Below are 23541 nucleotides of genomic sequence, written 5' to 3' on the forward strand. Positions count from 1 at the left end.
GCCGTGAAGCAAGATATTTCCGAGCGCGTGCAACGCGAACGGAAGCAGGCGGTGATTGATGCGTTGGGTGAGGCGATGCGTCCGGCCCAAAATCGGGCCGAGCTGGCGTGGGTGTTGGTGCAGCAATTGCATGAAATAACCCAAGCCGATGCGGTGGCCTTGTGGCGGAAGCTGGACGATGAATGGCGGATCGAGCAGGTGTGCGGCGATGCTGTTCGCTTTGATCGTTTGGCCGAACAGTTGCCAAAGTGGCAGGCGCAGTGGGGCAATTGCTTCTTGTTGCGCGAATCGGCTCCGGCTGATCTGATGCCCAACGGTGAAATCGTTGTCGTTCCATTCCGCTGCGTCGATTGCACGAACGATCATTGCCACGCAGTGGCGACATTGGTCTGCGCTCATCCTATCTCGGAACAAATGGTTGATCTCTTGGTTGCCGCCGCCGAACGGGTCGGCAACGCGCTGCGCCGCACCGAGTTGTTCGAGCAGATCCAGCGCGCCAATGACGAATTGCGCGCGGCCTATGATGCCACCATCGAAGGCTGGGCCCGGGCCCTCGACCTGCGTGATCACGAGACCGAAGGCCATTCGCGCCGTGTAACGGAATTGACAATGCGCATCGCCGAGCGAATGGGGTTTGCAGACGAAGAGTTGGTGCATATCCGGCGGGGTGCGTTGCTGCACGATATTGGCAAGATGGGCATTCCCGATGCGATTTTGAATAAGCCCGGCCCGCTCGATGAGCGGGAATGGGTAATTATGCGCACCCATCCCACGCTGGCGGTTGAATTGCTGCGCCCGATCGCCTTCCTTGCCCCAGCGCTGGCCATCCCGTGGTGCCATCACGAGAAATGGGACGGTACCGGCTATCCGCGTGGTCTGCGCGGCGCCGATATTCCCTTGGCCGCGCGTATCTTTGCCGTAGTTGATGTCTACGATGCGCTGACCAGCGATCGCCCGTACCGGGCGGCTTGGTCGCCGGAACGCGCGTTGGCCTATCTCCGTGAACAGGCCGGCAGCCATTTCGATCCGCACGTGGTTGAGGTGTTTTTGGCGCTCTATGTCGAGAATGGGTATTCGTGGGACGGGTTTACCCGCGAGGAATCATGCCATGCTTGATCGCTGTAATACCGATGTGACGCTCAGCAAAGAGGAATATCAGCAGACTGCTCCCGAATTGCAGGTGCGGCTCTTTGATCTTGAGCAGATGTTGCTTGATGCCCGCATCCCGACCATCTTCGTCTTTGAAGGTTGGGCCGGCACCGCCAAGGCCCGCACGATCGCCACCCTGACCCGCCGCCTCGACCCGCGCGGTTTTCGCGTGCATTCGATCACGCCTCCCCGCACCTATGAACAACAGTATCCGTGGTTGTACCGCTTCTGGCTGAAGGTGCCGAGTTATGGCCAGATGACCTTCTTTGACCGTTCGTGGTATCGTGAGTTGCTAGCTGCCTACACCACCAACGGCGATCGCGATCAGTGGCGCACTCGCTGCGAAGACGCGGCGATCTTCGAGCGCCAATTGGCTGACGATGGCGCGCTGATCCTCAAGTTTTGGCTGCACATTACCAAAAAACAGCAGTCGCGCCGGTTTGCCAAGCTGTTGGCCGATCCGCTCAATGCGTGGCGCGTGACCGAAGAGGATCGCTGGCAGAACCGGCATTACCGGCGCGTGTATCGCGCGGTCGAAGAGATGCTGGCTCGCACCGATACCGCCTTTGCGCCGTGGCATATCATTCCGGCCGCTGATAAACGCTTAAACGCTATGCACGCTTGACAGTGCTGCAAATTATTGTGGGGGCATTGGAAAGCCGGTTAGGGATCACTGCCGCCGATCGCGGCGCCAGCATTGACGATAGTGGGGTGGGGTTGCGACGCTATAATATGGCAATCCGGATGCCAGCGCTGGGCGCGGCTGATGGCAAACCGGCAGCAGTGGTGGCTATGCCTGCTGCTATGCCGAACCACCAGCTCGAACCGGCCCCGACGCCAGTCGTCACCACGCCCGCTGCGCCGCTGCTGCGCGCTGCGGGGCCGTTGCAGCGCATCGATCTGAGTTTGCGCCTTGATGACGATACGTATCACCGCGAATTGAAGCAGTTGCAGGCCAAACTGTATCTGCTCGGCTTGCAGGTCTACCATCAAAAACGTCCAGTGGTATTCGTATTTGAAGGCTGGGATGCCGCCGGCAAAGGCGGCGCTATCCAACGCCTGACCGCCGAACTCGATCCGCGCGCCTATACGGTGCATGCCATTGCCGCGCCTGCCGGCGACGACAAAGCGCGCCACTACCTCTATCGCTTCTGGCGTCGCTTGCCGCCCCGCGGCCAGTTTGCCGTCTTCGATCGTTCGTGGTATGGCCGGGTGCTGGTTGAGCGAGTCGAAGGCTTTGCCCGGCCCGATGAGTGGCGGCGGGCCTATGCCGAGATCAATCAATTCGAGCGCCAGTTGGTCGATTTCGGCGCGATTATCGCCAAGTTCTGGCTGCATATTAGTCCTGAAGAGCAACTGCGCCGGTTTGAAGAGCGCCAGAATGTGCCGTATAAGGCATGGAAACTGACCGATGAAGATTGGCGCAACCGCGATAAATGGCCGCTCTATCTCGAAGCAGCCAATGAGATGTTGCTCCGTACGAGTACACCAGTTGCGCCGTGGACGATCGTCGAGGCGGAAGATAAGAAGTATGCCCGCATTAAGGTCTTGCGCACAGCAGTGCATGTGCTTGAATCTGAGTTGGGGCCGGTGAAATTGGAGTAGCATACGATGTTTGCCAAGCGATGGGTGCGTTGGAGTATAGCTATCATAGTGGGGTTGATAGTCGCGATCGGGTTAGAGCTGGCGCTTGGCTCTGGTGGTGGCGGCATGGGTGTGGCCTTAAGCTTGATCGGCGGCGGCGTGATTACTCATTGGCGCCAACGGGCTGCTATCTCGTGCCGGATCGATGGCCCGCGCCTGCGCCCGTTGCAAGTCAGTGCGTTTGGCGTGATGGGCCTTGGCGTGCAGTGGTACCAGTTGCACGGCAGCGGCGCGGTCGCTACCCTCAACGCGTTCTGGCCGGCGCTCGATGCATCGTGGCTGCCGTTGGCGCTGGTGGTTGCCGGTGTGGGTTGGTTGGCCTTTCTGAGCATCAGCAGCGATTGCCGCGATGAGCAGTTACTGGCCGCGATGGGCGAATACGAACGTCCGTAAGGGCGATGCATGCGTCGCCCTTAACATGCAGTACAATAACCTTAATCATCCGCGTTAAGTTGCACGAATCCGCCTATGCAGACACTCTGGCACGCTCTCGATGCGCAAGCCGAACGCCAGCCTGATCTCGTTTTCTTGCGTTTTGCCGATCAAGAGTGGCGCTACGCCGAAGCAGCCGGACTAGCCCGGCGCGCCGCTGGTGTCTTTGCCGAGCTTGGCGTGCGTCCCGGTGATCGGGTTGCGCTGATGCTCGGTAATACGCCTGATTACCTGTGGGCATGGTTTGGTTGCGCGTGTCTCGGCGCTGTGACGGTGCCGATCAACATTCACCTCAAGGGTGATGTGTTGCACTACATCCTTGACCACGCCGGCGCGACAGTGCTGGTGATCGAGCAACCGTTCGTTGATCGCGTCGAGGCGATGCGCGATCGCTTGCCGGCGTTGCGCCATCTTGTAGTGCGGGGTATGGCGACAGCGCCGGGCAGCTTCGCATGGCACGAGCTGCTTGCCGCAGCTCAGCACGCCGTTCCTGCTCCCGGCAATGCGACCGATCTGCACAGCATTCTCTACACCTCCGGCACTACCGGACCACCCAAAGGGGTGATGCTCAATCATCACGCCTACCTCCACTCGGCGGCGCTCTTCGCCGATGTCATGATCGGCGCGACAGCGGATGATGTCTTTGGCACCAGTCTGCCGCTCTTCCACATCAATGCGCAGGCCCATACCGTGTTGCCGGCGATCTACCGCGGCACGACGATCGCGCTGCTCGACCACTTCAGCGCCTCGCGCTACTGGCGGCAATTGGCCGATCTCGGCGCGACCATCTGCAATCTGCTGGCCGCGATGATCCCGATCTTAATGAAACAGCCGCCCTCGCCCGATGACCGTACCCACCGGGTGCGCATCGCGGCCTGCGCGGCCACCCCGCCCGATCTGTGGCGCGCGTTTGAAGAGCGGTTTGGCCTGACCATCATCGAAGGCTATGGCCTGACCGAAACCACCGGTTTTTGCGTCGCCAATCCGCGTGACGCAGTGCGAGTGGGTACCTTCGGCATCGCGATGCCGGGGTTTGAGTTGGCGATCGTTGGCCCCGACGACACCCCGCTCCCGCCCGGCGTTCCCGGCGAGATCGCGATTCGCCCGCAGCGTGACAATCTCATCATGATGGGGTATTACCGGCAGCCTGAGCAGACCGCGACCGCAATGCGCGGCGGCTGGTTCCATACCGGCGATCTTGGCCGGCTCGATGAGGCGGGGTATGCGATCTTCATCGACCGGCTCAAGCAGTCGATCCGGCGGCGCGGCGAGAATATTTCGTCGTGGGAAGTTGAACGGGCAGTTAATGCGCACCCAGCCGTGCTGGAGAGCGCCGCGGTCGGTGTGCCGAGCGAATTGGGTGAAGAAGAGGTCAAGGTGGTGGTGGTGCTGCGCCCCGGCGCGACGCTCGATCCGCTCGAGTTGGTGCGCTGGTGCGAAGAACGGCTGGCCTATTTCGCCGTGCCGCGTTACATCGAATTCCGTGACAGCTTGCCTAAAACGGCGACCGAGCGGGTCGAGAAGTACAAGCTCAAAGCTGAGGGGGTGGGTGCGGCGTGGGATCGTGAGGCGGCTGGCTACCGGATCAAGCGATCGCACTGAGAGAGGGTGCGGGCGGGTTGCCCACCCGCCCGTACCAGCCTCGTCCTACATTCCCACAGCCAATGCCCGCTCGATCAATGCTGCTGCCGGTTGCTCGCGCAAGCCGACCTCGACAATCTGATTAGCGATCGCCAACGCCGCCACGCCTGCCTCACCGCTAACGACCGGTTCGGTGCCGTTGCGCACTGCTTCGCAGAAGCTGCGCAGCTCTTCGTACAGTGGCTCGCGCCGTGGCACCTTCAGCCGGATGCTGCGCCCCTCGCTGACCCCAATCAGCGCCAATTCCGGCCACGCTCGCCCTTGGCACGAGTCGTTCTCGTAGAAGGTCAGGTCTTGGGTGAGGTAATTGGCCACGAACATCCCCCGCTCGCCGACGACGCTCAGTTCGCGGATTTTGGTCGGCGTCAGCCAGTTAATATCGAGCACGCCGATCATGCCATTTTCAAACCGCAGCAGCGCCGAGAGCATATCTTCGTGGCTCTGGTGCAGGTGGCGGTGCAACTCGACATGCATCCGCGTGATCGGCGAACCGATCAGGTAGTTGAGAATATCGATCTCGTGCGTCGCGAGATCAACCACCACGCCGACATCCATAATCCGGGCCGGGAAGGGGCCGACCCGGCGTGACATAATCTGAAACAGGTTGCCTAACTCGTGGTTGTTCAATTGCTCTTTCAGCGCGATGATCGCCGGATTAAACCGCTCGATATGGCCGACGGTGAGGATCACGCCTTGCCGCTGCGCTGCCTCGATCAGCATCCAACCCTGCTCGACGGTCGCGGCGATTGGCTTCTCAATCAACACATGCACGCCATGCCCAATCACCGCACTCGCCACCGCAAAGTGATATTTAGTCGGCACCACTACTGACACGAGATCGAGATCCTCGTTGCTCAGCATGTCGTGGTAATCGGTGTAGACGTGACAACGGTAGATGCTGGCCAGACTGTTCGCAGCCGCAAGATTGGTGTCGCAGACCGCAACCAGTTCGACCCCCGGCAGGCTCGCGTAGACGCGGGCATGGTTGCGACCCATGCTACCAACTCCGATCACCGCTGCCCGTAGTGTTCGTTGTTCCATTGCTCCCCTCCCCATGCTATGACGTATGATCAATAGGCCCCTTCGCCCTTCAAGAGCGCCGGGATGGTGCGATAGATGATCAACAGATCCAACCAGATCGAATAGTTGCGGATGTAGTGCATATCAAGCCGGACGCGATGCTCATACCCAAGATTGCTCCGCCCGCTGATCTGCCATAACCCGGTCAAGCCCGGTCGCACGGTCAACAAGTTATGCTGCCAGCGTCCAAAGTGATGCATCTCGCTGGCGGTGATCATGCGCGGCCCGACCAAGCTCATCTGGCCCAGCAACACATTGAAGAGTTGCGGAAGCTCATCGATGCTCGTGCGGCGCAAAAAGCGACCGATCGGCGTAATCCGGGGATCGTCCTTCAGCTTGCCGTGGGTGCGCAATGTTTCCCGCTGTTCCGGCGTGAGGCGCTTGTCGCCGTCAACGTACATGGTGCGGAACTTGAAGGCATCGAACTCGCGGTAGCCGACCCCGATCACGCGCCGGCGGTGGAAGATCGGGCCGGGGCTATCGAGCTTAATCGCGATGGCAACAACCAGAAACAGCGGCGCGAGCAAGATGAGGCCAACTAGCGCCCCTACCCGATCGATGATCGTCTTTCCGATCGCATGCAAGCCGGTAATGCGCGTCTTGTTGAGGCTCAAGAGCGGCACCGCGCCTTGCTCGCGCACCTGCACGCCAATCGTGAGCAGGTCAAACAACCCCGGCGCCAACCGCACTTCCAGTTGGTTGAGCAGATCCATAGCGCCGTTGAGGTTGATCAGGCGTTCGCGGATCAAGTTGGTATCGGCAATAATAATCGTCTCAACATGTTGCTCTTTGACCAGTTGGGCAAAATCAGCGGTTGTCCCCAATACACGCGCCTTGCCGGCAATCACTTCACTGCCCACCGGCAACCGGTCATCAATAAAGCCCACAATCTGCGCACCGGCCCGTTGCTCGGCCAGCAACTGCTCGGCAATCGCCCGGCCCTCTTCCGTAGCGCCGACCAACAAGACGCGCTCAAGCAGGTAGCCGCGCCGCCGCAACCAGTACACGATGCGGCGAAAGCCGAACCGCCACGCGATCGTCAAGCTAAACGAGAGGATCCAGCTCATCACCAGCCAGCCGCGGGCCACGACAATATCAGGGAAGAAAAAGGTGAGCAGCACGACCAACAGCATCCCTTTGCTGGCGGCGTTAAAAACCTGATTGTATTCATGGGTGCCGTTGAACAGGGCCGTGCGCTGGTACAACCCATGCATCGCAAACAGTGCGATCCAGCCGGGCACCAGCATTGCAATCAAGAGACTATAAAACTCTGGTTGCATGGCGCCTTCAGCGAAGATGGGCAAGTTGGTGAAAAAGCGCACCGCATACGCGAGCACAAAGCTCAAGGTAATCACCGCTGCGTCGCCTGCCATCAGCGTGCCGATCAGCGCCAGCTTCCGGTACGAGATCGCCTCGCGATCAAAATGGGTGGCGGTTGGTTTGGTTAGCTCAACACTGGTCAGGCTCATACGTCACCTCAGGCGAGTGATAAAGCGGCTGCCGGCGGATGCCGGGTAACGATCGGCTGGATCTGTTCTGCTACCGAGCGCGCAAAGGCGCAGACCGATTCGCCGTTGGTGAGTTGCGGGTAGATTTGGCCGGTATTGGCAAGGAACAGACCGTGAATGTCTGTGGTAATCGGCGGGATCAGGTCGGTTGCGCCAATCGGGTGAATCGGTTCCACATACCGTTCTCGCCCGATCCGGATCGCGGCGATGTCATCGTCGCGCAGATCGGGGAACATCTGCCGCAGGTAGCCGAGGAAGACCTGCCGCAACTCATCGTCAGGCATGCGGGCAAACCGGCTGTCAGCAGCGACATATTTCGGCAGGTAGACGAGGTGATACCCGCCTACATGCTGCGGATCGATCAAGTTGGTCGTCTCGATGACGCCGGTGAACGGAATGCGCTCGTCGGTGATGTTGAGCGTGTAGTAGGGTGTCAGCCGGCGGCGCAGCACGACCAGCATGCAGACGATGCCCAAAAAGCCGTCGAGTTGGCCCCACCGCGCTGATACGGCTGCCGCTTCCGGCGGCAACAACCGGCGGGCAATCGGGGTTTGGGCCGTAATCACCACATGGTCGGCTGGAATTTCGTGACCATTGACCACCAACCCGCTGACGCGCCCATCCTCAACCTTGATCGTGTCAATCGTCGCGTTCAGCTCGATCTGGCCGCCGCGCTGCCGGATGGCCTCCGCCAGCGCATCGATCAGCTCTTGATAGCCGTTGGGCAGGTAGCACATTAACTCTTGGCTGCCGCCTTTGGTGCGGGTATCGGTTGTGCGCACCAGCCGCGACCAGATGTAGGTGGCCGGCACTTGGCTGAAATCGCCGTCGAACTTGGCCCGCAGCAGCGGCGCCCACACATGGCGCACTGTGCGTTCACCGCTCAGGCGGGTGAGCCACTCGGCGACCGGGAGTTGTTCGAGGCGGCGCCAGTCTTTGATCTGGCGGCAGGCAAGAATAGTGTAGGCGAGGCGCAGGCGATCGATCATGCGCAGCGGCGGAAAGCGTAGAAACTCGAGCGGCGTTGACATCGGGTAGATGGCGCCGTCGTGGTAAAAGCCCATCTTGGTCGCGGTATAGCGCAAGCGGCTGCGCAATCCAAGCTCATCGAACAGGTTCATCAGGGTGCGATCGCTACTGAGGATCGCGTGATAATAGCGATCGCACTCCATCCCGCCAAGCTCAGGAAAGCGCGTGCGGCCCATGAGCCCGCCGAGCGTGCTGGCGCGCTCCCACACCCGTACCGGTGTGCCGCGCTTGAGCAGCTCATACGCAAGGCTGAGCCCGAGAATGCCGCCGCCGATAATATCGACCATTGATTGCATCTCCCTTTCTTGACCCCGTTACCCATGTCCCGCCGCCAGCAGCGGCAAGACCGGTCATCGCAGGTACTGGTGTCACGACGGCGCTAGGCGGTCACTGGCTCGCTCACGGTCAACGCATTGACCGCCGCTGCGATCTGGTGTAGCTCGTCGTTGCTCAACGCCGGATGCACCGGCAAAGCGATAATTTCCCGCGCCACCCGATCAGCTACCGGGGTTTCAGCTTCAATGCCTAACTTGCGGTATAGCGGTTGTTGCGGGATCGGCAGCGGGTAGAAGATCGCCGTGCCGACGCCGGCTGCATTCAGTTGTTTGATCGCCGCGTCGCGATCGCTTAACACCCGGATAGTGTACTGGTGGAAGACGTGCCGCACATCGGGTTGGACAAAGGGCGTAATGACGGCTGGGTGGCGAATATGTTCGCTCAGAAACGCGGCGTTCGCGATCCGTTGTGAATTGAACCGATCGCACTTGGCCAATTGGGCCCGGCCAATCGCCGCCTGCAAGTCGGTCATCCGGAAGTTATAGCCAAGCAGTTCGTGGTAGTAGCGCACCCGGCTGCCATGGTTGCGCAGCAACCGTAACCGATCGGCAATGGCCGGATCGTTGGTCGTGATCATGCCGCCTTCGCCGCTGGTCACGTTTTTCGTTGCGTAGAGCGAGAAACACCCAACCCCAAAGCTGCCGACCGGTTGGCCGCGGTAGGTCGCGCCAATCGCTTGCGCGGCATCTTCGATCACGGCCAGATGGTACCGCTGCGCTAACTCCATTATCGGCGCCATATCAGCCGGTTGCCCGTAGAGATGCACTGGCATGATCGCCCGCGTTCGCGAGGTGATCGCAACCGCGATCAGATCGGGATTGATGTTGTAGGTGTGCGGATCGATATCGACGAACACCGGCGTCGCGCCTGCCATCAAGATGCTGTTGCCGGTGGCGATGAAGCTGAATGGCGTCGTGATCACTTCATCACCTGGCCCGATATTGTGGGCCAAGAGCGCGAGGTACAGCGCGACGGTGCCATTCATGACGGCAACGGCATGGCGCGTGCCGCACAACGCGGCAAATTCAGTCTCGAACCGCTCCACTTCCGGCCCTTGCGCGATCATGCCCGACCGTAGCACAGTCAGGATGGCCTCTTCTTCTTCGCGCCCAATCAGAGGACGGGCAACCGGGATCATAGCTAACCTCCTATTGCAACTGTCTGCAAGATTGCCGGCTGGAGCGACAGTTCAATCTGCTGGCCCAAGTTGACCGCTAGCGCGTGGCAGATGGTGCTATGAATGTCTTCCACTTGCGGCATCACGTGGTTGTTGATGTGCAGACCGATCTGGGCAATCTGGTGCAGGCGCCCGCCGTTGAAACCGGTCAGGCCAATCGTGACGGCGCCAACCGCATTACCCCACTCGATGGCGCGCACTACGTTCGGCGAATTGCCGCTGCCCGAAATGGCGACGATAACGTCGCCATCGCGATAGAGCGCCTTTAATTGCTCAACGAAGACATCGGCGTAGCTTTGATCGTTCGACCATGCGGTAATGAGCGGTACATTGTCGGTGAGGGCGATCGTGCGTACCCGGCGCGCTGCTGGTTTGATCGTCCACTTCGCCAAATCACAGACAAAATGCGAGGCAGTCGCGGCGCTGCCGCCATTCCCGCACACAAAGATGGTGGCATCGCGCTCATACGCTGCCCACAGCGCATCAGCCACTTGTTGCAGCGACGCCTGCGGCAGTTGCTCGAGCGTCTGGCGGATTTGGCTAAAGTATGACGTGAGTGTGTTCATGATCCTCCCCCCAATGCGGTGATGTGAACGATAGCTAGGAACGCGCAACCATCAACATACCGGCGCAGATCACAATGACGCCGGCGGCGCGCAGCGGGTTGACCTGTTCGTGCAACACGAGCCACGCCAACAGGAAGATGATGATATGGTTGAGACTCACGAACGGGTAGGCTACGCTGAGGTCGATCCGCGAGAGCGTGATCAGCCAGAAGAAGGTGCCAATGCCATAGATGAGCAGGCCGCCAATGACCATTGGCGAGGTGACGATGCGCAAAATAATGCTGGGAGTCGAGTCTAAGGTCAGCGCCAATGGCCCCATCGCGCCCATTCCCTGCTTTAGCATCATCTGACCGATCACACCCAGCGCAGTGGCAATCAAAATCAGCATAATCGTGCTCATAGCCAGTTTGCCCTTTCGTGGCATTGGTTGCTCAGTTTCTGCGGCGTCTGCAAGTGCGGTCGTTACAATTGTGCGTTCTTCCACCTGTTGCATGCGTTTCTCCCATCATCTCGCAGCCGTTGGTTAGTGGCTGCGCGGTAGCGCTTTGGTTCGCGGTTGCGCCCCTAACCGGCGGCGCAGAATGCCAGCCATGTACCGGAGGTGGGTTTTCGTGATTTGCCACACCCGCGCTTTCGATTGCCCGTACTGGCGTACCCGCAGCGTAGTGGGGTATTCGGCGATGCGATAGCCGCTGAGGAGCGCTTCAACCAACCATTCAGTCACCATCAAAAAGCCGTCGGCAGAGGTGGTGACCCGTTCGATGACTTCACGCCGGCAAGCGCGGAAGAGGGCGGTGTAGGTGTGGATGCGCGGATTGACCAGCACGCGATAACAGAGCGAAGCGGATTTGCTGATGAAGACCCGGTAGGCCGGTACGTTCTCGATCCCGCCGCCGGCGTGGTACGGCGACGCTGTCACCAGATCGACATCGGGCGTGAGCCGGTCGAGCAGCGCCGGAATCTCGCTGAACGGGTAGGTGCCATCACTATCGCAGGTAACAATTACATCACCCGTGGCATGCGCGAAGCCGGTGCGTAAGGCGGCCCCTAGGCCGCGATTGGTGGCGTGATGCGCAATAACCGTATCGGGCCAGCCGCCAAAGGTCTGTTCGAGTAATTCGCCGGTGCCGTCACGGCTGCCATCATTAACCAGCACCAGTTGGATCCGCCCGCGCTCGCGGAGGGTGGCTAGCGCCTGCGTGAGCCGCTCGCGCATTGCATCCATACCTTCAGCTTCGTTATAACAGGGGATCACAATCGATATATCGTATCCGGTCATGACCTTCTCCTCGTAAACAGGCGCCGCTGATGAGCGAGAGCGTGGTGTTGAATGAAACGCGCTACTACAATGCCACTCAAATTATCTGCGCATGAGCTAAAGATGATCTGAAGATTAGCGTAGAAAAAATGAATATTCTTTCATCGCTAGCGGTGATGCAGTGAGGTGCCGGCTGAAGCGTAGACAGTTTCCAGCCGGCTTACACTCTGCTGCCAGTTGTGGTGGCGCTCGACGTACAGCCGCCCCGCTTGCCCAATCGCAGCGCGGCGCTCATCATCATCGAGCAAGGTGAGGATGGCGTGGGCGAAGCTGCTGGCATCGCCGGCAACCACCAGATCGCGTCCGGGTTGCGCGCTGAGCGCAACCGTCGCTTGGCGGGCGGTAATGACGGGGGTGGCGGTGGCCATGGCTTCCAGCACTTTATTCTGCACCCCTACGCCGTAACGGATGGGTGCAACCGCTACAGTGGCTTCGGTGAGATAGGGTCGTAGGTCGGGGACGGCGCCGGTCACGGTGATCCGCGGATCGCGGGCATAGGCGCGCAGGCGCGGCCCCGGCTCGGCTCCGGCCAAGGTGACGGTCACTTCGGCCCGTTTGGCCCACACCAGCGGCATAATGTCTTCAATCAAGTAGCGGGCAGCGGCCTCGTTGGCGTGATAGCTCATCTTGCCGGTGAAGACAAGGTGATGCGGTTGGCGCGGGCCGGTGTAGGCTTGAAAGTAGGTTAGATCGACCCCGTTTGGCGCGACGATGATCGGGCAGCCTCCCGGACGGTCGAGGGCGCGATTGAGCGTGAGTAATGCCCAGCGGTCTTCCGGCGATGTCACTGCGATCGCGGCGAAGCGGTGCGGGTAGGCGGCTTCGTAATGCCGGGTGCGGGCCAGATCGATTAGCGCGCGCAGCCGGCTGCTCAGGTTGGCGCCGCGCCGCAGCGTGCGCTCGAATAACAGGGTGATGCTGTCAACCGCATCGAGTACGGCGGGGGGGCCGTCGCCGCACTGGCGCAAGGCAGCGCGGACGATCTCAGCCGCGCGGAGATGTTCGATGTGGATGACGTGATGTTTACCCTGCTTGATTTCGTGCGCGACTGCCGCGACCATCGCCGGGGTGAGGCAGTGCGCCGCTTGCAGTGGCAATGCGCCCGGTAAGGCGCGCATATATGCCAGCAGGTGATCGGTGCGCCGTACCGGCACCGCTACCACTTGCCGGCAGATCGCGCGCAATTCGGTGAGGGCAGCCGCATTGTCGGCGGCGCACACCAGCGTGATCGCATGCCCGCGTTGGGCTAAATGCCGGATGAATTGGTACGGGCGCACGCGAATCGGTGATGGGGTGTAGGGCGAAACAAACAAAATGTTCATCATCGCTGCCCCGCTGGCAGAGAATTGGCTCGTTGCAGTGCAGTGGCGTACAGGTGATCGATAGCTGGGCAGACCACCCGCCAGTCGTAACGTTCTTCGGCGACGCGCCGCCCTTGCGCAGCTAATCGTCGTCCGAGCTCCGGATCGCGCAGGAGCCGGATCAACGCTTCGGCAAACGCCTGCGGTGTGTCACCCACCAGCAGGTGCTCTCCCGGCGTGAGGTCAATCCCTTCGTACCCGATGGTCGTTGAGACGATCGGCAAGCCGCGGGCTAAAGCTTCCAAAATCTTCACCCGCATGCCGCCGCCGGCATGCACCGGCACGATCAAGGCTGCCGTCCGTTCGAGGTATGGGCGCGGATCGGCGACGTAGCCGGGCACTTCAATCGCGGGATCGGCGGCCAATTGGCGCACTGTCTCTGGCGGTCGCGAGCCAACCAACGCCACCCGTGCCTGTGGTACGGCTTGCCGCACCAACGGCCAGACTTCGCGGGCAAACCAGAGCACGCCATCAACGTTGGGCGGCCAAAACATCGTCGCCATGCTGAGGATCGTATCGGGCGCGCTGTGCCGTTGCACCGGCGCTTCACTGCGCGCATCGATCGCAATTGGAATGATCGCCGTGGGCGGTAATGCGACCCCAGCATCGGCGGCGGCTAGCTTGAGAAACGCATAATCCGGTTCGCTGACCGCTAGCATGCCATCAAAGCGTGCGCACAACCGCGCCTCGGCCCGCCGCAGCCGGCGTGCTTCGATCTGCAACCCGATCCGCCGGATCAGATCAGACCGGGCCGCCATGCGGGCGACGATCGTCCACACGGCATTGTGCTGGTCAATGATCCGCGCCCCTCCCGGCACATCAACCGCAAACGGCGCCATATTGAGCTGGTCGGCGTGAATGATGTCAAAATGCTCACGCGCCGTCAGGTGGCGCAGCAACTGGTGCAGTTCCGGCGAGGCGTCGCGGCTGAGAATGAACGACTCGCCGGTGAGGGCGCTCTTGAGCAAAAAGCGCGCATCTTTCCAACGCGAACGCTGAAACGGCACCGTGTATACGTCACGGCAGATCCGGCGGAGCGATTCGGCATGGGCGCGCTCTTGCTCGTTCCGCACGAGCGAGACCAGCGTGACCTCGTGGCGCTCGCATAGGTACTGCAACACGTTGTAGGTCTTGATCTTGGGGCCGCTGTCGGGCGGGTAGGGCGCGATCAGCGTCAGCATCAAAATACGCATGAGTTCACCTCTGAGCAGGCGGCGCCACGGGTGTGGTGGGCGGCGTAGCGGCTGGGCGTGCAGCCGTGCGCTCGGACGTTTCCAAAGGGCGCAATAGGATGATAATGCCGGCGACCAATCCGACGAGCAACGGCAATAAGCTGGCCGCTCCCTCAAGTTGCAAGACCATGCCGGCGTTGCGGGCAATATCGCCTTGTTGCCATGCCGGAATCACATACTCGCGCCACGTGGCCCGGATGGCGTCGCTGGGGAAGAGCTGGGTTGCCGTTGCCTCCATCCAAATAAGGACAAATGAGACGCTGAGCAAGCCGAATGCGCCAAGGCGCCACCCGACCCGGCCCCAGCCGTGCCCGATCAAGAGCGCCGCCGGCAGAGCAAGGAAGGGGATCAGCGGCACAATGTAACGCGGCCCAGCGGCAAATCCGCCCCACCACATAATTGATGACCCGTAGAAGAGCAGAAAGGCCAGTGGCACTAGCACCAATACCCACCACTCGGCCCGCTGTTCACGCCGGCGCCAGCCGATCCAGTAGGCTGGCAACGCGAGCAAGAGCCATGGCGCGCGGAAAAAGAGACCGCGGAACTCGCTGAAGGTCAAGCCCCAGATAGCCTCCCATTGGGGTGCCGTGAGGCTCATGAAACCGGTGTGGTGTTGCTCTTGCCAGAGCGCAGAATAGGCGTAGCCGATCGGCCATGGCGTGCCAAAGGCGGCAAGGTCATAGCCGATCAACAATACTCCCGGCAACGCGCCTCCCGCTGCCATCGCTGGCAGCCAGCGCCAGCCACGCCGGTAGAGCGCGTACAACCCGATCATGGCGGCTGCCGGCGCTGCCGGGTATTCGCTGATCACGGCCCAGCCAAGCAGCAGGCCAACCAGCGCACCGCTGGCCCACGGCGACCAGCGCACTGGTGGCGACCACGCCAAGGCAAAGGCGGTAAAGAGGAGCACGGCCACTAACTGGTGCGCGTAGAAGTTGCCGGCGTACGGAGCGGCGCTGGTGGCTAACCCATACCCCAGCGCGCCGATGCTGGCCGGCGCCGGCGCCACGCCGAGCCGTTGCAGCACCAGAAAGAAGAAGCCGCCAAACAACGCCGCCGGCAACGCAACCACGACCAGCGTGAGCAGGTACTGCACCAACGCAAACCGGATCTTGTCAGCCCGTAAGCCGCTGCCATCGGGCTTGAGCGTCTCTTCAAACCGGCTGCCGATCCGATCGAATTGGGCTTGCACCGGCGGCGCATCAAGCAATGGCCTGATAGCGGCGTAGACCGGGATGCCGAGAAATGACAAACCCGGCGGTTTATCGGTGTAGGCGTGGCCATTGTACAGTGCATAGTCGCCGGTATTTGCAACATAGCGATCAATTTTTGGCGTGCCATCGTCAACCAGCGCTAACACTAAATTTAACCGCGAGTTCTGGTTCCAATCCGACCAGCGCGGCAAGACGTAGGCATAACTGAAGAACAGCAGAAAGACGATCAGCCAAAAACGACGCATAGCGATCCTTTCGTCGGGTTATGGTTCCCGTCGCTGCCACAGCGTGTACGGCCCGGCGCTGTAGATGATGGTGTATTCACGCGCTAAAGCATCGACAGAATAGATGCCGGTATACGCGCTAAATGGCCCGGTCAGCACGTATGGCGGCTGGGCAGCGAGGCCATCGTAAGCTACCGGCGGCCCGCCCAACCATGCCTGCCGCACCGCCGGATCAAGCAGTTCGGTGGGCACGTAGTGGTAGGTGTGGTCGGTGAAGGTAGCTAATTCCGGTTCCCACGTCTCGATGATGCGGTCAGCGGGAACGGTCTGGTTGAGGAAGGCTGCCATCCGGTGCGCTGAATCATCGGGCGTAAACACCACCCGCGCAGTTAGGCTGAGTGAGAAGCCGATCACCAACGCTAGATACACTCCGGCTGCTCCGGCCAGCAGTGGTTGCCGGCGTTGCCAGAGCCAACCGATCAGGTCAGCGATCATCCGCGCCACCGCCGGCGCGCCGAGGGCCACTGCCGGGAAGGCGTAGCGTGGCCAGCCGAGCGACACAAGGTACCAAGCCAGCCAGAGCACCGCCAAGAGGGTTGGCGCCAGTTCGGCGAAGGCGGCAGCACCCCCGCGCCGGCAGCGCCAGAGGCTGTACACCAGCGCCGGCACGAGTAAACCTCCGTACACCTGCACCAGATAGCGTACCGCGCGCAGGGTCGCTTCCAGATCAAACACAAAGATAGCGCCGCCAGCGGCTTGCCGGGTCTTGGCAAGATTGGCGCTGAAATCAGCCGGGCCGAGGAAGGCCAGCATGATCAACAACCATCCGGCAAACATCCCACCGGCAATGATAGGTGGCGCCAAGCGCAACCACCAATCACCCACCCGGAAGTAGCGCCAGTCGAGTAGGGCTAGCAACCCTAAACCCGGCGCGACAATCAACGCAAACTGGTTTTTGGTGATCAGGGCCAAGCCAAAGCCAACCCCGGCAAGCAGCGCGTAGCGCCGGCGTTGCGCGGGCTGAAAGATGGCTACCGTGTACGCCAGCAGACCAGCCCCTAGCCACGCTATTCCCGGCACTTCACCCAACACTTGCCGGCCATATTCGACCATGCCTTCAAAGCCGCGGGTGCGTGAGGCGAGCAGTAACAACATCGTCAGCAGCGCCAAGCGCCCCCCGTGCAGGCGGCGGGCCAGTTGATAAAAGATCAGCAGGGCGGCAAAGAGGTAGGCTACGATCACCAGCCGCGCTGGCAGCAGATCAACCCCAACCACTGCAAAGACCGCCGCTACCGGCAACATCACCGTCGGCCCGACCCCAATCGTCGGCCCAAAGTAGCGAAACCCTTCGCTGCTGATATCGGCATAGACCCCATAGCGCACCAGCGTCTCTGGCACGTGCAGGTGCGATCCTTCATCGAACCACGTGCGGGGTGCGTAGGGCAGGTTGATCAAGGCGAGCATCGCGATGAGAACGACGACGATCAACGCTGCAATCCGCTCGCCATAGTGAATACGTGTGGCTGGCGAGCTCCGTGGTTGGGTGGCGATGGGTTTATTCATACTCCCCCGCTGCTAACGTCAATGGCGTCCGGCAGGATTGTGCTCGGCGGCTCTGGTGGCGGCCCAGTACGCTGCGCGCTGCGGTGCTGTACGTTCCCTCTCCCGCGTTCGTAGGAGCGAGGCTGGAGGTCATCAGCCCGCGTAGCAGGCTTCGTAACCCTAGCCCGGCCCTTCAGGGCCGGGTGCCGGATGCGCGGTTCTGTCCACCCCTCTCCCGCGATAGTTGAGGTGCGGACAGAACATGTGGTCGATCACAACCGTTGATCGCTGTGCAATGCTTCAACACCTAGTGCTACACTCCCCTCTCCCGCGCCAGTGGGAAAAGGGCTGGGGGTGAGGGTCATTAGCCCGCGTAGCGGGCTTTGTAACCCAAGCCCGGCCCTTCAGGGCCGGGTGCCGGATGCGCGGTTCCGTCTACCCCCCTCCCGCGAGGCAGGAGAGGGGCGAGAGATGAAGGACGCGGCGCATGCCGCGCATACCGTTCCATGATCGCCCCTCTCCCACCTTGTGAGCGAGACGGCGGTGAGCTACATCGTGCCGCTGCCGCTCAGGCGGCGCAGACCCTCATTACGCAGGCTGCCGCCGATCCACTTCAGATGGTTGACGCCGATCTGCCAGAGCTGGCCCCATGTTTCGGGGTTGGCTGCGCCCTTGAGGAAGGTCATGATCGGGCGTGGCCGCAGTGACCACTCGCGCGCCGCTCGCTTGGCCCAATACTCCAGATCAGCCGAGCTGAGGTGCGGGTAGTTCAGCACCGTGTGGGAGTACATATCGTAGTCTTCCCACTGGTTCATCCGGATCCAGCCGTTGGCCACCGCTTCGTAATAGAAAGGCGTGCCGGGGTAGGGTGTCGCGATATGGAAGAGGGCGATATCAAGTGGCAACCGCTTCGAGAGGGCGATCGTCTGCTGAATCGTCTCGACCGTCTCACCCGGCAGGCCGATGATGAAATAGCCCCAGTTCATAATCCCGGCCCGGTGGCTGGCAGCAATCGTCTCTTCGATCCGCTTGACGGTGGTGCCCTTGCGTGCCCGCTTCAACACCTCTTCGCTACCGCTCTCAAGACCCCACGCGATCATAAAGCAGCCGGCCTTGCGCATCAACCGCAGCTCATCCTCATCAACAAAATCAACCCGGCTGTTGCAGCTCCAGCGCAGCTTGATCCCCTCTTTGATGATCGTGTTGCAGAGGTCGTAGACAAACTCCTTCTTGACCGTAAACAGGTCGGCCTCGAAGTGGATGTGATGCATGCCCATCTCTTTGAGCATGATCATCTCTTGCAAGACGTGATGCGGGCTGCGGTGGCGCACACTCGATTGGTAGGTCACGTGCTTGATGCAGTAGCGGCAGCCGGCGGGGCAGCCTCGGCTGGTGAGCACGAAGGTGTAGGGGCCGCCGACGATCGGCACTTTGTAGCGCTGCCACGGCAACTGGTCGTGCAACGGGATGGGCAAGGTGTCAAGATCTTCAATAAATGGCCGGTCAGGATTGATCTGTACCTCGCCGTGCTCGTCGCGGTAGCCGACGCCGAGCGTTTCGCGCAGGGCTTTGGCGATAATCTTGGGATGCACACCGAGAAACCGTCCGCGCGTGGTCAGGTACGAAGCGTCAGGGAAGGGCAATTTGCGCCACGGTGCAGTGAGATCGGGGTTGCCGACCGGCACCGTCTCATCGGCGTGCTCTTGCTGAACCACGCGGTCGATCGTGCGGATGACATCAACAATGGTCAGCTCTGGTTCGCCGCGCACCACGATGTCGAGCGTCGGGTAGGCTTCGAGCGTCTCGCGGGTCATCGGTGTGACGTGGGTGCCGATCGCCATCGTGATGGTGCCCACCGCTTTGCCGATGAACGTCGTCCGCATGTCGTTCGTTAAGGTGGGAGCCGTCGCGTGGATGATCATGTAGCGCGGCTTCTTTTCCCACATATACTTCTCGAACGACTTCCAATCCATCATGAGGCCGATCGCATCGATCACCTCGACCGTATAACCGGCTTCCTTCACCACCGCGCCGATTTGGGCCAACGCGGTTTGCGGCCAGATAATACCGTCGCGGGTGCGCCGGCCAACGCGGGCAATATCACGCAAGAAGAGATCACCGTCGGGCGATGGCGGGTTCAACACCAGCACATCAAGCCGGGGCGTCTTCTCGCGCGGCATTTCGACAAAGCGGATCTCGCCGGCGCGTTCGTTAGGCCGGGCCGGGGCGACCAGCTTAATGCCGGTCGGTTTATCGCCCGGCGCTTGTTTGCGTTGAGTTGGCGTCGTTTCCTGCTCGCTCATGGTTCTCCTCTTGTGGTTTGGCATCACGTGATGCGGTAGCGCCGCTTGTTGTCGCATTGGTGCGGGCAGGGTAGAAGCGGCGGAATGCGTTCATCATAGACGATCCGAATGACAGGTGCAGACCGTGAAACACCATCAGAAAGGTTGTCAGCACGAATCCCGTATTGATGACTGGGCCGACGATGAAGTGCAGCGGTCGATTCCAATGGGCGATTTCCAAGCCGAACAGCATATCGATCGCGTGATGGAGTTCGCCGGCCACATGTTTTTCGTATTCGTACCCTAACCCAAATAGCAGCGCGCTAAACAGCCAGACGGCATTAGCCCGTGATGGTTGCCGGTAGAGCTGGAGGCTGAAGAACAGCGCCGCTGCCAGTGCAGCCATAATCGGCCAGTTGTGGCTGATTAAGACGACCAGATAACCGATCACATAGTGCGTCTGGCCGAGGTTCTGTTCACTCCATACGTAAAACTGTTCCACGTCCTTTCCTCGCGCTAGGCTGTTTGCGCTACCGGCTCAACCGGCGTTGTCAGCGGCGTATATGTCCAGTTGAGATCAGCGGCTTGCTCGCTCTCGCGCCGGCTTAGTTCGGCCAAGACTCGCGCCAGTCCCCATGCGCTGACCAGTTGTACTCCCATCAGCACCAGCATCGCGCTGACCACCGGTGCAAACCACGAATTAGCCAGCGCCGGATTGGTCAGATCAAACGCGACTGCGGCAATGTAGGTGGCAATTCCGCCAAGGATGGCCAGCAATCCCAACCACCAGTAATGGCGCTCGATCCGGCGCCCGTTGCCGCGCCGGCCAAACAAGCCTTGCCGGATGGCGCGCTTGTGGAAGAGGGCAACCAGATAGCTAAACGAGGTGCCGGTGGTGTAGAGTGTGACACCGGCGACGGCCAGCACCAGCGCGCCGAAGAGCTGCGGGAATGACCAGCCGGCGAGTAGCCCTAGCCCGATTCCGATGCTTTGCCCCAGTGTGATCAGTAAGGCCAGTGCCAGCAAGGCCAGCCCGACCCCGCCAAAGATCCGCACCGGGTTATAGGTCAGCGCCGTCCAGACAATCGACTTGGTAAAGCGCAGACCATCGCGAATCACGTGGAGCTTGCTGCGACCCGACCGCTCTTTGTACGGGATGGGCACTTCGACCATTCGCAACCCTTCGTGGAGGGCGCGGGTGCTCATCGCCGGGGTGAAATCGAGGGTGTTGGGCAGCGGGTAGATGACCGGCAAGATGGAGCGGCGCAACACGCGCTGGCCGCTGGCGCTGTCGCTGATCCGCACGCCGGCCACCAGCGAGAGCATCGTCGCAAAGATCGTGTTGCCAATCCGGCGCACCAACGGCATCTCGCTGTGCGCGCCCGCCATGCGGCTGCCGATCACAATGTCGGCGCCTTCTAGCGCGACTTTGCACATCTGCGGGAAGTATTCAGGCGGGTAGGTGCTGTCGGCGTCGAGGAAGCCGATTAGCTCGCCGCGCGCTTGGCTGAAGCCGGTCTTCAAGGCGCCGCCATAGCCGCGATTCTGCTGCCGGATCAGCCGCACCCGGTCGCCGAAGCTCTGCACAATCGCGGCGGTGCGATCCTTTGAGCCATCGTCAACCACAATGCACTCAAGATCGTCAACGCCAACCTCTTGCAATGCCGGCCGGATCGCCAAGACTCGTTCGACAATGGCTGCGATCCCGTCCTCTTCATTGTAGGCCGGTATCACAACGGAAAGCGTGGTCATGTCTTCCCCCTCCCTTTGGTCGCATAGTTGCAACCCTACCGGACGCATCTTCGTGCGTCTCACTGTTTAATACACGGGTATTGCCAATTGTTCGATCGGTAACGGATCGGTGCTCAGATTACGCACCACCCGGGCGGGATTGCCCACCGCAATACAGTAATCGGGAATGTCTTTCGTCACCACTGCACCCGCGCCAATCACGACATTCTTCCCAATCCGCACACCGTCGAGAATGATGGCGCCGCTCCCGATCCACGAGCCGTCGCCGATACTGATCCCTTGGGCGGTGATGCCTTGGGCGCTGATCGGGCGAGTCGTATCGCTGAAGACGTGATTGACTGCCAGTATTTGCACGAGCGTCCCCAGATAGACATCATCGCCGATGGTAATACCGCCTTGACCGCGCAGAATGCAGCTCTCGCCGATGAGCGATCGCCGTCCGATGGTGATATGGCTATGGGGGAGGTTGCGAAAGTTGTAGACGTGGAGAATGGCGTTTTTCATCACCATGCTCTCGGCGCCGATGGTGATGCCACCCGGACAAGCGTGCAGGTAGACGCCATGATCGAGGTACACTCCCGCTCCTAGCCGCACATTGCTGGCAAAACGGATGCGCACGCCGTCTTCAATGGCAGCGATGCCGTCCATGGGCATCATGGCGCGGTAGGCAATCGCGCGGATGCCAATCCCGATCACGCTCGGTATCCAGCCGAACACACTCTGCACGAGCTGCTCGGCAACGTACCGTGGCAGAGAATTGGCTTGCCGGCTGAGGTAGAGCTGCAATCGATCGGTCATGGTTTGTACTCATCCACCCACACATCGTTATTCTAGGTGTTGCCAGCATAACCGGCAGGTCTGAACTTTGACTAACTACCGGTAGGCGTAAGTGTGACAAAAACGTAATGAGGAATCTTAAAGCGACGTTGCATTGCAACGTCGCTCTGAATAGCGGGTTAAGCGGGGTGATTACTGCGCGTATGCAGCCATAATCGCCACAGCTCGCTCGGCGGCCCCGCTGACAATCGGCGATCGCGCCGCGCGCAGGCGATCAAGTCCAGCGGGACTGAGCCACGTCGCGGCGCCGGCGAGGATGCTTTCATAACGGTTGCCGATCAGCACCGCAACCCCTGCGTCGACCAGATAGCGCCATTCGGTTTCGTTGCGCACCAGCAAGATGGGAGTGCCGAGCACGGCGGCCTCTTCTTGCAACCCGCCTGAATCGGTGAGGAGGGCTTGGGCCGCTTGCACGAGGCAGAGCGTGTCGAGGTAGCCAAGCGGGCGCGTGGTCAGGATCCGTGGCGAGAGTTGCAACCCTTGCCGTTCCAGTGCTGCGGCGGTGCGCGGATGCACCGGGAAGACGATCCGGTGGCTTTCGGCGAGTTCGTTGAGCGCGCGCACGATGCCGGGCAGCACCGCCGGTTCGGTATTCTCGGCCCGGTGCAGGGTGAGCGCGAGGTATTCGCCCGGCTGGAGTTCTAATTGGGTTAAGATCGCGCTCTGTTTGGCCCGCTCACGGTGCAGCAGCGCCGCGTCAATCGCAGTCGAACCGATCACGTGAATCCGCTCCTCCGGCAACCCCTCAGCGCGCAGGTTGTTGGCGGCAATCTCGTCGGCGGCCAACAGAATCTCGGCGATATGATCGACAATGATCCGGTTGAGTTCTTCGGGCATAGCCCGGTTGAACGACCGTCCCCCCGCTTCCAAATGCACCACCGGAAAGCCGAGTTTCGCCGCGCAGAGCGCGCCAGCCATGGTTGTGTTGGTATCGCCTTGCACCAGCACCAGATCGGGCCGTTCTTGCAGCAAAATCGGCTCGAGCCGGGCCAGAATGCGCGCCGTCTGTTCGCCGTGCTGGGCCGAACCGACGCCGAGGGTGTAACGCGGCGCCGGCAAGCTCAGCTCCTCGAAGAAGATGGCGTCAACTTCGTAGGAGTAGTGCTGGCCGGAATGCACCAAAATATGATCGAACCGCTCTTCCAGCAGCGGAATGAGTGGTGAGAGTTTGATAATCTCAGGTCGGGTGCCGAGCACGGTGAGGACACGAGCCATAG

The 23541-nt window shown here is 60.9% G+C and carries 19 protein-coding genes and 1 pseudogene; 4 read left to right on the forward strand and 16 right to left on the reverse strand.

Annotation, left to right across the window (positions count from 1 at the left end; genetic code table 11):
* Positions 1-3: 3 nt before the first annotated feature.
* The 4 genes and pseudogenes from A6A03_RS20855 to A6A03_RS09935 all read left to right on the forward strand — a co-directional run bounded on the left by A6A03_RS20855 (position 4) and on the right by A6A03_RS09935 (position 4827).
* Positions 4-1116 (forward strand): HD-GYP domain-containing protein, encoded by a 1113-nt coding sequence (locus A6A03_RS20855; RefSeq protein ID WP_245668936.1) that lies wholly within the window; start codon positions 4-6, stop codon positions 1114-1116.
* Positions 1109-2754, forward strand: a pseudogene (locus tag A6A03_RS21035) (hypothetical protein). Before A6A03_RS20855 ends, A6A03_RS21035 begins: the two are co-directional and overlap by 8 nt.
* A 6-nt stretch (positions 2755-2760) precedes the next feature.
* Positions 2761-3186, forward strand: a complete 426-nt coding sequence (locus tag A6A03_RS09930; RefSeq protein ID WP_066787253.1) for a hypothetical protein — start codon at positions 2761-2763, stop codon at positions 3184-3186.
* A 75-nt stretch (positions 3187-3261) separates the two neighbouring features.
* Positions 3262-4827 (forward strand): ATP-dependent acyl-CoA ligase, encoded by a 1566-nt coding sequence (locus A6A03_RS09935; protein WP_066787256.1) that lies wholly within the window; start codon positions 3262-3264, stop codon positions 4825-4827.
* A gap of 45 nt (positions 4828-4872) precedes the next feature.
* On the opposite strand, the gene A6A03_RS09940 is transcribed toward A6A03_RS09935, so the two are convergent.
* The 16 genes from A6A03_RS09940 to wecB all read right to left on the reverse strand — a co-directional run bounded on the left by A6A03_RS09940 (position 4873) and on the right by wecB (position 23539).
* On the reverse strand, positions 4873-5907 hold the full coding sequence (locus tag A6A03_RS09940) for a Gfo/Idh/MocA family protein (protein ID WP_066787259.1): 1035 nt from the start codon (positions 5905-5907) through the stop codon (positions 4873-4875).
* Between the two features lie 29 nt (positions 5908-5936).
* Positions 5937-7415 carry a sugar transferase gene (locus tag A6A03_RS09945; protein ID WP_066787262.1) on the reverse strand — a complete coding sequence of 493 codons (1479 nt, stop codon included), beginning with the start codon at positions 7413-7415 and terminating at the stop codon, positions 5937-5939.
* Between the two features lie 8 nt (positions 7416-7423).
* Positions 7424-8779 (reverse strand): NAD(P)/FAD-dependent oxidoreductase, encoded by a 1356-nt coding sequence (locus tag A6A03_RS09950; protein ID WP_245668938.1) that lies wholly within the window; start codon positions 8777-8779, stop codon positions 7424-7426.
* An 83-nt stretch (positions 8780-8862) separates the two neighbouring features.
* The gene (locus tag A6A03_RS09955) at positions 8863-9957 is read right to left on the reverse strand and encodes a DegT/DnrJ/EryC1/StrS family aminotransferase (protein ID WP_066787268.1); all 1095 of its coding nucleotides are present in this window, start codon (positions 9955-9957) and stop codon (positions 8863-8865) included.
* Between the two features lie 2 nt (positions 9958-9959).
* On the reverse strand, positions 9960-10562 hold the full coding sequence (locus tag A6A03_RS09960) for a D-sedoheptulose-7-phosphate isomerase (protein WP_066787271.1): 603 nt from the start codon (positions 10560-10562) through the stop codon (positions 9960-9962).
* A gap of 34 nt (positions 10563-10596) precedes the next feature.
* Entirely contained in the window at positions 10597-10962 is a 366-nt protein-coding gene (locus A6A03_RS09965; protein ID WP_066787329.1) for an EamA family transporter, read from the reverse strand.
* Positions 10963-11085: 123 nt separating this feature from the next.
* Positions 11086-11841, reverse strand: coding sequence for a glycosyltransferase family 2 protein (locus A6A03_RS09970; RefSeq protein ID WP_066787273.1), 756 nt, complete (start codon positions 11839-11841; stop codon positions 11086-11088).
* A 146-nt stretch (positions 11842-11987) separates the two neighbouring features.
* Positions 11988-13205 (reverse strand): glycosyltransferase, encoded by a 1218-nt coding sequence (locus A6A03_RS09975; protein ID WP_245668939.1) that lies wholly within the window; start codon positions 13203-13205, stop codon positions 11988-11990.
* Positions 13202-14434 (reverse strand): glycosyltransferase family 4 protein, encoded by a 1233-nt coding sequence (locus tag A6A03_RS09980; RefSeq protein WP_066787277.1) that lies wholly within the window; start codon positions 14432-14434, stop codon positions 13202-13204. Before A6A03_RS09980 ends, A6A03_RS09975 begins: the two co-directional genes overlap by 4 nt.
* A 4-nt stretch (positions 14435-14438) precedes the next feature.
* Entirely contained in the window at positions 14439-15932 is a 1494-nt protein-coding gene (locus A6A03_RS09985; protein ID WP_066787279.1) for a DUF2339 domain-containing protein, read from the reverse strand.
* An 18-nt stretch (positions 15933-15950) separates the two neighbouring features.
* Positions 15951-17474 (reverse strand): ArnT family glycosyltransferase, encoded by a 1524-nt coding sequence (locus A6A03_RS09990; RefSeq protein WP_066787282.1) that lies wholly within the window; start codon positions 17472-17474, stop codon positions 15951-15953.
* Positions 17475-18001: 527 nt separating this feature from the next.
* Positions 18002-19756, reverse strand: coding sequence for a B12-binding domain-containing radical SAM protein (locus A6A03_RS09995; protein ID WP_066787284.1), 1755 nt, complete (start codon positions 19754-19756; stop codon positions 18002-18004).
* Positions 19704-20237, reverse strand: coding sequence for a hypothetical protein (locus A6A03_RS10000; RefSeq protein ID WP_066787287.1), 534 nt, complete (start codon positions 20235-20237; stop codon positions 19704-19706). Before A6A03_RS10000 ends, A6A03_RS09995 begins: the two co-directional genes overlap by 53 nt.
* Before the next feature lie 14 nt (positions 20238-20251).
* Positions 20252-21487: a glycosyltransferase family 2 protein gene (locus A6A03_RS10005; RefSeq protein ID WP_066787291.1), complete on the reverse strand. Its 1236-nt coding sequence runs from the start codon at positions 21485-21487 to the stop codon at positions 20252-20254.
* 66 nt (positions 21488-21553) lie between these two features.
* Positions 21554-22285 (reverse strand): acyltransferase, encoded by a 732-nt coding sequence (locus A6A03_RS10010; RefSeq protein WP_066787294.1) that lies wholly within the window; start codon positions 22283-22285, stop codon positions 21554-21556.
* 171 nt (positions 22286-22456) lie between these two features.
* Positions 22457-23539, reverse strand: coding sequence for a non-hydrolyzing UDP-N-acetylglucosamine 2-epimerase (wecB, locus tag A6A03_RS10015; RefSeq protein WP_066787298.1), 1083 nt, complete (start codon positions 23537-23539; stop codon positions 22457-22459).
* Positions 23540-23541 lie beyond the last annotated feature (2 nt).

This window comes from Chloroflexus islandicus, assembly GCF_001650695.1.
GTDB lineage: Bacteria > Chloroflexota > Chloroflexia > Chloroflexales > Chloroflexaceae > Chloroflexus > Chloroflexus islandicus.

What these genes read in the sequence shown, in the direction of transcription:
- wecB (WP_066787298.1), bottom strand. Translation starts at nt 23,539, where the DNA reads ATGGCTCGTGTCCTCACCGTGCTCGGCACCCGACCTGAGATTATCAAA.
- A6A03_RS09955 (WP_066787268.1), bottom strand. Translation starts at nt 9,957, where the DNA reads ATGATCCCGGTTGCCCGTCCTCTGATTGGGCGCGAAGAAGAAGAGGCC.
- A6A03_RS09980 (WP_066787277.1), bottom strand. Translation starts at nt 14,434, where the DNA reads ATGCGTATTTTGATGCTGACGCTGATCGCGCCCTACCCGCCCGACAGC.
- A6A03_RS09930 (WP_066787253.1), top strand. Translation starts at nt 2,761, where the DNA reads ATGTTTGCCAAGCGATGGGTGCGTTGGAGTATAGCTATCATAGTGGGG.
- A6A03_RS09950 (WP_245668938.1), bottom strand. Translation starts at nt 8,779, where the DNA reads ATGCAATCAATGGTCGATATTATCGGCGGCGGCATTCTCGGGCTCAGC.
- A6A03_RS09960 (WP_066787271.1), bottom strand. Translation starts at nt 10,562, where the DNA reads ATGAACACACTCACGTCATACTTTAGCCAAATCCGCCAGACGCTCGAG.
- A6A03_RS09995 (WP_066787284.1), bottom strand. Translation starts at nt 19,756, where the DNA reads ATGAGCGAGCAGGAAACGACGCCAACTCAACGCAAACAAGCGCCGGGC.
- A6A03_RS10005 (WP_066787291.1), bottom strand. Translation starts at nt 21,487, where the DNA reads ATGACCACGCTTTCCGTTGTGATACCGGCCTACAATGAAGAGGACGGG.
- A6A03_RS09940 (WP_066787259.1), bottom strand. Translation starts at nt 5,907, where the DNA reads ATGGAACAACGAACACTACGGGCAGCGGTGATCGGAGTTGGTAGCATG.
- A6A03_RS09985 (WP_066787279.1), bottom strand. Translation starts at nt 15,932, where the DNA reads ATGCGTCGTTTTTGGCTGATCGTCTTTCTGCTGTTCTTCAGTTATGCC.
- A6A03_RS10010 (WP_066787294.1), bottom strand. Translation starts at nt 22,285, where the DNA reads ATGACCGATCGATTGCAGCTCTACCTCAGCCGGCAAGCCAATTCTCTG.
- A6A03_RS09945 (WP_066787262.1), bottom strand. Translation starts at nt 7,415, where the DNA reads ATGAGCCTGACCAGTGTTGAGCTAACCAAACCAACCGCCACCCATTTT.
- A6A03_RS09990 (WP_066787282.1), bottom strand. Translation starts at nt 17,474, where the DNA reads ATGAATAAACCCATCGCCACCCAACCACGGAGCTCGCCAGCCACACGT.
- A6A03_RS09965 (WP_066787329.1), bottom strand. Translation starts at nt 10,962, where the DNA reads ATGAGCACGATTATGCTGATTTTGATTGCCACTGCGCTGGGTGTGATC.
- A6A03_RS09935 (WP_066787256.1), top strand. Translation starts at nt 3,262, where the DNA reads ATGCAGACACTCTGGCACGCTCTCGATGCGCAAGCCGAACGCCAGCCT.
- A6A03_RS09970 (WP_066787273.1), bottom strand. Translation starts at nt 11,841, where the DNA reads ATGACCGGATACGATATATCGATTGTGATCCCCTGTTATAACGAAGCT.
- A6A03_RS09975 (WP_245668939.1), bottom strand. Translation starts at nt 13,205, where the DNA reads ATGATGAACATTTTGTTTGTTTCGCCCTACACCCCATCACCGATTCGC.